The organism is Streptomyces sp. NPDC002926 (assembly GCF_053591755.1).
Map to the genome: position 1 here is coordinate 114,869 of NZ_JBSFUK010000016.1, position 10,645 is coordinate 125,513.

At 71.8% G+C, this 10,645-nt stretch carries 6 protein-coding genes; 5 read left to right on the forward strand and 1 reads right to left on the reverse strand.

Annotated elements, in window-relative coordinates; translation table 11 throughout:
* Positions 1-238: 238 nt before the first annotated feature.
* Entirely contained in the window at positions 239-1,573 is a 1,335-nt protein-coding gene (gabT, locus tag ACWDZ6_RS22920) for a 4-aminobutyrate--2-oxoglutarate transaminase (RefSeq protein ID WP_451504309.1), read from the reverse strand.
* Positions 1,574-1,831: 258 nt separating this feature from the next.
* On the opposite strand from gabT, the gene ACWDZ6_RS22925 reads away from it, so the two are divergent.
* From ACWDZ6_RS22925 to ACWDZ6_RS22945, 5 genes are all read left to right on the forward strand, one after another.
* Positions 1,832-3,955 carry an ATP-binding protein gene (locus ACWDZ6_RS22925; protein WP_451504310.1) on the forward strand — a complete coding sequence of 708 codons (2,124 nt, stop codon included), beginning with the start codon at positions 1,832-1,834 and terminating at the stop codon, positions 3,953-3,955.
* A gap of 114 nt (positions 3,956-4,069) precedes the next feature.
* Entirely contained in the window at positions 4,070-5,632 is a 1,563-nt protein-coding gene (locus tag ACWDZ6_RS22930) for a PucR family transcriptional regulator (RefSeq protein WP_451504311.1), read from the forward strand.
* Between the two features lie 96 nt (positions 5,633-5,728).
* Complete coding sequence (locus ACWDZ6_RS22935) at positions 5,729-6,682, forward strand: EamA family transporter (protein WP_451504317.1); 954 nt, start codon at positions 5,729-5,731, stop codon at positions 6,680-6,682.
* 220 nt (positions 6,683-6,902) lie between these two features.
* Positions 6,903-8,348 carry an aldehyde dehydrogenase family protein gene (locus tag ACWDZ6_RS22940; RefSeq protein WP_451504312.1) on the forward strand — a complete coding sequence of 482 codons (1,446 nt, stop codon included), beginning with the start codon at positions 6,903-6,905 and terminating at the stop codon, positions 8,346-8,348.
* A 204-nt stretch (positions 8,349-8,552) separates the two neighbouring features.
* Positions 8,553-10,499, forward strand: coding sequence for an acyl-CoA dehydrogenase family protein (locus tag ACWDZ6_RS22945; protein WP_451504313.1), 1,947 nt, complete (start codon positions 8,553-8,555; stop codon positions 10,497-10,499).
* Positions 10,500-10,645 lie beyond the last annotated feature (146 nt).

Genomic DNA, 10,645 nt, shown 5'->3' on the forward strand with positions numbered 1-10,645 from the left:
GAGCGGCCATCCGATCGGTGAGGAGTTCCGGAGCCGGAAGCTCCAGTGGTGTGCGCGATGGCACGACCAGGGCGAGACTGGGGAGGCTCTGCCCTGAAGTCGCCCGCAGTCCCCTGCGAGCGGGGTGTTTCTCTCATCTGCGAAAACCGTACGGCAGGGGCCGGGGGACCGACAGGCGGATCTCCATCCCGCCATCGGCCCCCCACAGAGTCTTCACAAGGCCCGGCCGTTCCCTGGGTCAGACGCCCGCGAAGGCCTGCTCGATGATGTCCAGACCCTCGTTGAGCAGGTCCTCGCCGATCACCAGCGGGGGCAGGAAGCGCAGCACATTGCCGTACGTACCGCAGGTGAGCACCAGCAGACCCTCGGCGTGGCAGGCCTTGGCGAGCGCCGCGGTCACGGCCGGGTTCGGCTCCTTGGAGGCGCGGTCCTTGACCAGCTCGATCGCGATCATCGCGCCGCGGCCCCGGATGTCGCCGATGATGTCGTACTTCTCGGCCATCGCGGTGAGGCGGACCTTCATGACCTCCTCGATGCGCTTGGCCTTGCCGTTGAGGTCGAGCTCCTTCATCGTCTCGATGGCGCCGAGCGCACCGGCGCAGGCCACCGGGTTACCGCCGTACGTCCCGCCGAGGCCGCCCGCGTGCGGGGCGTCCATGATCTCGGCGCGACCCGTCACGGCGGCGAGCGGCAGACCGCCCGCGATGCCCTTGGCGGTGGTGATCAGGTCCGGGACGATGCCCTCGTCCTCACAGGCGAACCACTGGCCGGTCCGGCAGAAGCCGGACTGGATCTCGTCCGCCACGAACACGATCCCGTTGTCCTTGGCGAACTGCGAGATGGCGGGCAGGAAGCCCTTGGCCGGCTCGATGAAGCCACCCTCGCCGAGGACCGGCTCAATGATGATCGCGGCGACGTTCTCCGCGCCGACCTGCTTGTTGATCATGTCGATGGCCTGCGCGGACGCCTCGGCACCGGCGTTCTCCGCACCGGTGGGCCAGCGGTAGCCGTACGCGACGGGGACGCGGTACACCTCGGGCGCGAAGGGACCGAAGCCCTGCTTGTACGGCATGTTCTTGGCGGTCAGCGCCATCGTGAGGTTGGTGCGGCCGTGGTAGCCGTGGTCGAACACCACGACCGCCTGGCGCTTGGTGTAGGCACGCGCGATCTTGACGGCGTTCTCGACGGCCTCGGCGCCGGAGTTGAACAGCGCCGACTTCTTCGCGTGGTCACCCGGCGTCAGCTCGGCAAGGGCCTCGGCGACCGCGACGTAACCCTCGTAGGGCGTGACCATGAAACAGGTGTGGGTGAAGTTGGCGAGCTGCGCGGAGGCGCGGCGTACGACGGCCTCGGCGGAGGCGCCGACGGAGGTCACGGCGATGCCGGAACCGAAGTCGATCAGGCGGTTCCCGTCCACGTCCTCGATGACACCGCCGCCGGCGCGGGCGGTGAAGACGGGCAGCACGGACCCCACACCACCGGCGACCGCGGCGGCACGGCGGGCCTGCAGCTCGATCGACTTCGGGCCGGGGATGGCGGTGACGACGCGGCGCTCCTGCGGGATTGCGGTCATGAGGGGCTCCTGGGGGTGTTCCGGACGCAACTTCTCTTTCTCCGCAGGCTAGGTGCGGGACAGTGGGCCGGGCATGCTCCGTTCGGGAGTGTTGACGACAAGCGGTTGTCCCGTACGGACAAGGACACCCCGGGCTCGATCACCCGTACCCGCCGGGTCCCGCCACCGCGACACCACCCGGATCGGTGAACTCCCTTGGGCAGGGCACTAGATTGGCCGGTGCACAGGCGGGCCTGGCTGGTCAGGGGGCAGCAGTTCATGGATTCCGAAGGCACTTTCGACGCACGTGGCGCACGGTCCGGTCCGGTGCCACGTCCCGCCGGGCCGCCACCGTCCGTGCCGCCCGCCGCGGCGCCCGGGATCCCAGCGCTGCCCGGCCACGCTCCCACCACCCGCCCCGCCGTCGTCGACTGGCTGCGCACCCCCCGCCCGGCCGCCGACCCCGGCATCTGGCGCCTCGGCCACCGCGCCCGCCCCGAGGAGGAGCCCGAGCTCGTCCCCGCCCGCCGTCTCTTCGCCGGTGCCGTCATCGCACTCCTCAGCGGCTGGCTGCTGTGGTCCCTCCTGTGGAACGGCTACCTCGGCCGCTACTGGATCTGGCCCCTCCTCGTCATGACCCCGGACTCCTGGCGCTCCGACCCGCCCACCTGGGCCACCGCCAGCTACGTCTACTACGCGATCGTCGGCGGCGGCCTGCTGGTGTTCTTCGCCCGCATCGGCCATGTACCGGAGATCTGGAACCGGTACGTGCGCCGCGCCGACAAGCCCGTCACCCTCCCGCCGCCCAGGCCCGAGGCCGACCCTGCCGACTGGCCAGACCTACGCACCGCGGGCCTCGCCGATGCGGCCAAGAGCCTCGCCGAAGCCACCCGCGCCGGTGCGCTGGGCGATGTCGACTACGCCAGAATCCGGCGCGCCTGGCAGGGCGTGCACGCCAGGCCCGAGCGGCTCGCCGCTTTCACCGACGCGGTGCGCGAGCACGGCCCGGGCGCCTGCGCCCACCCCTCAGGCGTACGCGACCTGCCGCTCCGCACCGCCACCCACGATCTCGCCACCGCGCAGGTCAAGATCGGCACCGCCGTCGACGACGACCGCAACCCGTACGCGCGCCGCACCACCGGCGTCGCTCTGGAGCCCGCACTGCTCGGCACCTCACTGCTCGCCGTCGGACCCTCCGGATCCGGCAAGAGCGTGCGCCTGGTGCGACCCGTCGTCGAGTCGATGTGCCTTCTCGCGCTGGCCAACCGCGCCGCCGTCGTCGCGGTCACGGCCCACGGCACCGGTGTCGCCCCGGACGATTCCTTCGACCTCGTCATCACCGTCGGCCGCCCCGACTCCACTCACGACCTCGACCTCTACGGCGGCGCCGACGAGCCGGACGAGGCCGCAAGGATGCTCGCCGAGGCGCTCGTCGGCGATCTCGCCGCCACCCTTCCCGGTGGCGACAGCAGGCGCGCCGCCACCGCGCTGGCTCAGCTCATCGGCCCGTACCAGTGCGTCCACGGCCACTTCCCCGCCGTACCGGAGCTGCGCGAACTGCTCGGCGGCGCACCCGCCGCCGTCGGCGCGCTGCGCACCGCCCTGGAGGCCGCGACCGACCCCGGTGCCGCCGCCCAGCTGCGTGAACTGGACGCCCGCGAGCGGCAGTCGGCCCGCGCCGACGACATCGGCGTACTGCTTGCCGAGCGGATCGCCTTTCTGGACCGGCCCGCCTTCGCGCACTTCTTCCGTACGGACGGCGGCGGCCGGCGGTTCTCGCTGCGCGCCATCGAGCATCCGCTGCGGGTCCGTGTCGACCTGCCCGAGCGCGGCCACGCCGAGGCCTCACGGATCGTCGCGCGCCTGGTCCTCGCCCAGTTCACCGAGGCCGCGCTCAGCCGCTCGGACCGGTCGCTGTTCGCCTGTCTCGTGCTGGACGACGCGACGTACACCGTGACCGCCGACTCGGTGCGCTCGCTCCAGCGGCTGCGCTCCGCCAACGCCGGGGTGGTGCTGACGCTGCGCACCCTGGAGGACGTGCCGGAGACGCTCCGCGGCCCGCTGCTCGGCGCGGTCGGCTGCCGGATGGCGTTCGCCGGCCTCGCACCCTGGGACGGCGGCCGGTTCGCCGAGACCTGGGGCACGGAATGGGTGCAGACCCGGGACGTCACCAACCGGCAGATCATCTCCGACGAGCCCTTCACCAAGGCGCTGCACATGATGCGCCGCCTGGTCACCGGCAAGGCGGCCACCGCCGAGGCGATCACGGTGCGGGAGGTCGAGCGCGCCCGCTGGTCGGCGTCCGACCTCGCGCACGCCGTGCCCGCCGGGCACGCGGTGCTCTCCCTGACGACCGTACGGGGCGAACACGCGCCGCCCCTGCTGGTGGATCTGCGGACCTGAGCGGATCCCAGAACTGCTACTTCCTGGCAGAATCGGTGTACGACGTTCATACGGGACGGCGAAATTCTCCGCGCTTCTGCCTCTGCACCTCTGCTCGAAGGGCCTACGGTCCCCATGCCGCCCACGCTCGCCTCGCTCGTCCAGCACTCGGCGCTCAAACTCACCGTGCGTGCCGGGGAGGACCGGCTCGAGACGCCCGTGCGCTGGGCGCATGTCAGTGAGCTCGCCGACCCCGTGCCGTACATGGAGGGCGGCGAGCTGCTGCTCGTCACGGCGATGACGCTGGACGCCGAGGACCGTGAGGCGATGCGCCGCTATGTGCGCAGGCTGGTGGGCGCGGGCGTCGTCGGACTCGGTTTCGCGGTCGGCGTGTACTACGACGACATCCCGGAGGCGCTCGTCGAGGCGGCGAAGGAGGAGGGGTTCCCGCTCCTCGCCGTACCCCGCCGCACCCCCTTCCTCGCGATCAGCAAGGCGGTCTCCGCGGCGATGGCGGCCGACCAGTACCGGGCGGTGACGGCCGGTTTCGAGGTGCAGCGGGAGCTGACGCGCGCCGCACTCGCAGAGGGCCCCGACGCGGTCGTCGCCCGTCTCGCCGCGCACATCGACGGCTGGGCGGCGCTGTACGACGCCTCGGGCGCGGTGGTCGCCGCCGCGCCCGAATGGTCCGCGCGCCGGGCCGCCAGGCTCACCGGCGACGTGAAGCGGCTGCGCGAGCGGTCCGCGCCCGCGAGCGCCGTCGTCGGCGACACGGAGGATCGCGTGGAGCTGCAGTCGCTCGGCACCGGACGACGGGTGCGCGGCGCGCTGGCCGTCGGTACGGGCGCTCCGCTGGGCACGGCCGAGCGGTATGCCGTGCATTCCGCCGTCGCCCTGCTGACCCTCTCCACGGAGCGCTCACGCGCGCTCCAGGCGGCGGAACAGCGGCTCGGCGCGGCCGTGCTGCGGATGCTGCTCTCCGGCCAGCAGGACCACGCCCGTGCGGTCGCCGGCGATCTGTACGGCGGCCTGCTCGACGCGCCCTTCCGGCTGCTGATCGCCGAACCCGCCGGAGAGCCCGACCCCGCGGCCGAGCATCCGCTCCAGGCGTTCGCCGAGTCGTTGGAGTCGGCGGCGGCGCGGGCCGGCGAGGCGGTGCTCGTCGTACCGGACGTCGACCACCGGCTGGTGGTGCTGGCCGCGGACGGCGGCGCGGTCGTCGCGGCCTGCACCTCCGCATACGCCGAGAAGGAGGCCGAGGACACCGAGGTCATCGTCGGGCTCTCGGCGCCGACCGGACCCATAGCGGCGGCGGGCGCCTACAAACAGGCCGAGCAGGCGCTCTCGGTCGCCCGGCGGCGCGGTCGGGCCCTGGTCGAGCAGGAGGAGCTGGCGGCAGGCTCGATCCTCCCGCTGCTGGCCGACGATGCCGTACGCGCCTTCGCGGACGGGATGCTGCGCGCGCTCTACGAACACGATGCGACCGGCCGCGGGGACCTCGTGGCCTCGCTGCGCGCCTGGCTCTCGCGGCACGGCCAGTGGGACGCCGCCGCCGCGGACCTCGGCGTACACCGCCATACGCTCCGTTACCGGATGCGCAGGGTCGAGGAGATCCTGGGCCGCTCGCTCGACGATCCGGACGTCCGGATGGAGCTGTGGCTGGCGCTGAAGACGACAACGGCGGCTTCGTCGGAGTAGTGGAGTCGGCCCGGGGATTTTCCGTTTCTGTGCCCGAAGCCGGGCAAATTTATTGGTGATTGACGGCTGGAGTGCCTAAGGTCCTGCCTCGTGGCCATCAACTCCAGCACTCCCGAGGCCGGCGCCTCCGTCGTCCCCACCGCCCCGGCGTCCCCGCCCGAACGCCGGATATCCGGAGCGGTCTGGGGCGCGCTCGCCATCGTGTACGTCGTCTGGGGCTCCACCTATCTCGGCATCCGCATCGTCGTGGAGACCATGCCGCCCTTTCTCTCCGCCGGGGCCCGTTTCATCGTGGCGGGCCTGCTCCTCGCCGGGCTCGTGGCCTGGCGGCAGGGGACCTCGGCACTCAGGGTCACTCGCGCCCAGTTCGCCTCGGCCGCCATGGTCGGTCTGCTGCTCCTGCTCGGCGGCAACGGCCTCGTCGTGCTGGCCGAGACCTCGGTGCCCTCAGGTCTAGCGGCTCTGCTGATCGCCGTCGTGCCCGCCTGGGTGGTCGTCCTGCGCAGGGCCTCCGGAGAGCGGCCCGGCCTCGGCGCGTACCTGGGCGTCCTGCTCGGCCTCGCGGGCCTCGCCGTGCTGACGCTGCCCGGCCTCAGCGGCGACGTACGCCTGTGGGGCGTGCTCACCGTGATCGTGGCGACCGTCATGTGGTCCGTGGGCTCCTTCTCCTCCTCGAAGATCCCGATGCCGAAGAACCCCTTCGCGGCCAGCGCGTACGAGATGGTCGCGGGCGGCATCGGCTGTCTGCTGGTGGGCCTCGGCCGGGGCGAGCAGCACGGCTTCGCGCTCGGCGAGGTCTCCGCCCGTTCCTGGACCGCCCTCGGCTATCTCGTCGTCTTCGGCTCGCTGGTCGCGTTCACGGCGTACGCCTGGCTGCTGCACTCCGCGCCGCTGTCCCTGGTCGCGACCTACGCCTACGTCAACCCGGTCGTCGCCGTCCTCCTCGGCGCGCTGATCCTGAACGAACAGCTGAGCTGGCCGATCGCCGTCGGCGGCGCGGTGGTGGTGGCGGGGGTCTGCCTGATCGTGTCGACGGAACGCCGCCGCTGAGACAACCCGGCCGAATTCGGCCTCGCCTTGCGTTCGAGAGGCCCGCTCCCGGGCGGAGCCCCGGCCGCGGGAGGGCGCGGGGCGGGGGACAGCCCTGCGCCCACGCACGCCAAATGGGCGGACCCGCCGCGCCCACCACTCCACCCCGGACAAACGCCAGACCGTCCTCCCACCCCTACCGTGGGGCGCAGACACCCCACTACCTCGGAAGGGCCGGGACATGACCTCCACCCACGCCTTCTGGCTCGCCGGCCGCCAGGCCACCGGCGAGGCCACCTTCGATGTCACCTCCCCCTGGGACGGACGCCTCGTCGGTCAGGTCGCCGTCCCGACCGATGCCCAGATCGAGGAAGCCGTCGCCGCCGCGCACGCCGTGCGCGACGAGTTCGCCGCGACCCCGGCACACGTACGCGCCGCAGCGCTCGACCATGTGTCGCGCCGGCTCGTCGAGCGCACCGAGGAGATCGCCCAGCTGATCTCCGCCGAGAACGGCAAGCCCGTCAAGTGGGCCCGCGGCGAGGTCGGCCGCGCCGTCTCCGTCTTCCGCTTCGCCGCCGAAGAGGCCCGCCGCTTCAACGGCGGCGAGGCACAGCGCCTCGACACCGACGCCGGCGGCGTCGGCCGGCTCGCGCTGACCCGCCGCTTCCCCAAGGGCGCAGTCCTTGGCATCGCGCCGTTCAACTTCCCGCTGAACCTCTGCGCCCACAAGATCGCCCCGGCGATCGCGGTCGGTGCGCCGATCATCCTCAAGCCCGCACCGGCGACGCCGCTGTCCGGCCTGATCCTCGGTGAGCTGCTGGCCGAGACCGAGCTCCCCGCGGGCTCCTGGTCCGTGCTCCCGGTTCCGAACGACCGGATGCCCGCCCTCGTCCAGGACGAGCGTCTGCCGGTCATCTCCTTCACCGGCTCCGACAAGGTCGGTTACGCGATCATGGACTCGGTGCCGCGCAAGCACTGCACCCTGGAGCTCGGCGGCAACGGCGCGGCCGTCGTCCTCGGCGACTTCGCATCCGAGCAGGATCTGGACTGGGCGGCGACCCGTATCGCCACCTTCTCCAACTACCAGGGCGGCCAGTCCTGCATCTCCGTACAGCGCGTGATCGCCGACGCCACGGTGTACGAGCGCCTGCTGCCGAAGATCGTCGCGGCCGTCGAGACCCAGGTCACCGGCGACCCGTCCGACTCCGCCACCGACGTCGGCCCGCTGGTCAGCGAGGACGCGGCCAAGCGCGTCGAGTCGTGGGTCGAGGAGGCCGTACAGGCGGGCTCCAAGCTGCTCGCGGGCGGCAAGCGCGACGGTGCCTCGTACGCGCCCACCGTGCTCGCCGACGTCCCGGCGGACACCACCCTCGCCTGCGAGGAGGTCTTCGGACCGGTCCTCACGGTGAAGAAGGTCGACGGCGAGGCGGAGGCCTTCGCCGCCGTCAACGACTCCAAGTACGGCCTGCAGGCAGGCGTGTTCACGCACGATGTGCAGACCGCCTTCCGCGCCCACCGTGCCCTTGAGGTCGGCGGCGTGATCATCGGCGATGTGCCCTCGTACCGCGCGGACCAGATGCCGTACGGCGGTGCCAAGCAGTCCGGCGTCGGCCGCGAGGGCGTGCGGTACGCGATGGACGACTACACGTACGAGCGGGTCCTGGTCCTCACCGGGCTGGCCCTGTAACGCCCGCAGTACGCCGAGAACAACGGCCGGAGCCCACTGTGCGGGGGCTCCGGCCGTTTTTCTGTGTTAGGGCGACGACGTTGTGCGCGCACTGGTGGAGAGGGCGGGAATCGGGTACTACGGACGGGTAGCACCGGTCGGTACGGCGATGTGCGCCCCGGCCCATGCCCCCGGAAATCCCCGACTCGCGGCGAGGTGAGCCTCATGTCCGCACCACTCGACAAGACCCAAGCTCCGAAGGTCAGTGAGCGCGAAGCACGACAGGTCGCCGAAGCCGCGCGCGAACAGGACTGGCGCAGGCCCAGCTTCGCCAAGGAACTGTTCCTGGGCCGCTTCCGCCTCGACCTCATCCATCCGCATCCGCTGCCCGCCGAGGAGGACGCCCAGCGTGGCGAGGAATTCCTGGCGAAGCTGCGCGACTTCTGCGAGACGCAGATCGACGGCGCCCGTATCGAACGGGAGGCGCGGATCCCCGACGAGGTGATCAACGGGCTCAAGGAGCTCGGCGCGCTCGGCATGAAGATCGACACGAAGTACGGCGGCCTCGGCCTCACCCAGGTGTACTACAACAAGGCGCTGGCCCTGGTCGGCTCGGCGAACCCGTCGATCGGCGCGCTGCTCTCCGCGCATCAGTCGATCGGCGTACCGCAGCCGCTGAAACTTTTCGGCACGCAGGAGCAGAAGGACGTCTTCCTGCCGCGCCTCGCCCGTACCGACATCTCCGCCTTCCTGCTCACCGAGCCGGACGTCGGGTCCGACCCGGCGCGCCTGGCCACCATGGCCGTCCCGGACGGCGACTCGTACGTCCTCGACGGTGTCAAGCTCTGGACGACGAACGGCGTCGTCGCCGACCTCCTCGTGGTCATGGCCCGCGTCCCCAAGTCGGAGGGCCACAAGGGCGGCATCACCGCGTTCGTCGTCGAGGCCGCGAGCGAGGGCATCACGGTCGAGCACCGCAACGCCTTCATGGGCCTGCGCGGCCTCGAGAACGGCGTCACCCGCTTCCACCAGGTGCGCGTCCCCGCCGCAAACCGCATCGGCCCCGAGGGCGCCGGCCTCAAGATCGCCCTCACCACCCTCAACACCGGTCGCCTCTCGCTGCCCGCGATGTGCGTCGGCGCCGGCAAGTGGTGTCTGAAAATCGCCCGCGAATGGTCGGCGGCCCGCGAGCAGTGGGGCAAGCCGGTCGCCAGGCACGAGGCCGTCGGCGCCAAGATCTCCTTCATCGCGGCGACCACCTTCGCCCTGGAAGCGGTGCTCGACCTCTCCTCCCAGATGGCCGACGAGGACCGCAACGACATCCGTATCGAGGCCGCGCTGGCCAAGCTGTACGGCTCGGAGATGGCCTGGCTGATGGCCGACGAACTGGTCCAGATCCGCGGCGGACGAGGCTACGAGACCGCGGAATCGCTGGCCGCCCGCGGCGAACGGGCGGTCCCCGCCGAGCAGATCCTGCGTGACCTGCGCATCAACCGCATCTTCGAGGGCTCGACGGAGATCATGCATCTGCTGATCGCCCGCGAGGCCGTCGACGCCCATCTCGCCGTGGCCGGGGACATCATCGACCCCGACAAACCGCTGTCGGCAAAGGCGAAGGCGGGCGCGAATGCCGCCGGGTTCTACGCCCGCTGGCTCCCGAAGCTGGTCACCGGACGGGGCCAACTCCCCGGCACCTACGGCGAGTTCCACCCGTCCGGCTATCCGGACCTCTCCGGGCACCTGCGCTACGTCGAACGCTCGGCCCGCAAGCTGGCCCGCTCCACCTTCTACGCCATGTCCCGCTGGCAGGGCCGGATGGAGACCAAGCAGGGCTTCCTCGGCAGGATCGTCGACATCGGTGCGGAGCTGTTCGCGATGAGCGCGGCGTGCGTACGCGCGGAGCTGTTGCGTACGTCCGAGGGGTACGGCCGCGAGGCGTACCAGCTGGCCGACGCCTTCTGCCGGCAGTCCCGCCTCCGCGTCGAGGAACTCTTCACGCGTCTGTGGTCCAACACCGACGACCTCGACTGCAAGGTGGTGGAGGGCGTCCTGTCCGGTACGTACACCTGGCTGGAACAGGGCATCATCGACCCGAGCGGAGACGGCCCCTGGATCGCGGACGCGACCCCCGGCCCGGCCGAACGGGACAACGTCCACCGCCCGATCCGCTGAGAGACTCCGGGGTGTCCGGCGGACGCCCCGGAGTGACGTCCGCGGCGTGATGACCGCCGCGGACGTGCTCTCCGTACGCGCCGTGGGGGGGGGGGGGGGGCCCGCCGCGCGCCGGGGGGCCCCCCCCCCCCCGCCCCAGGGGCCCC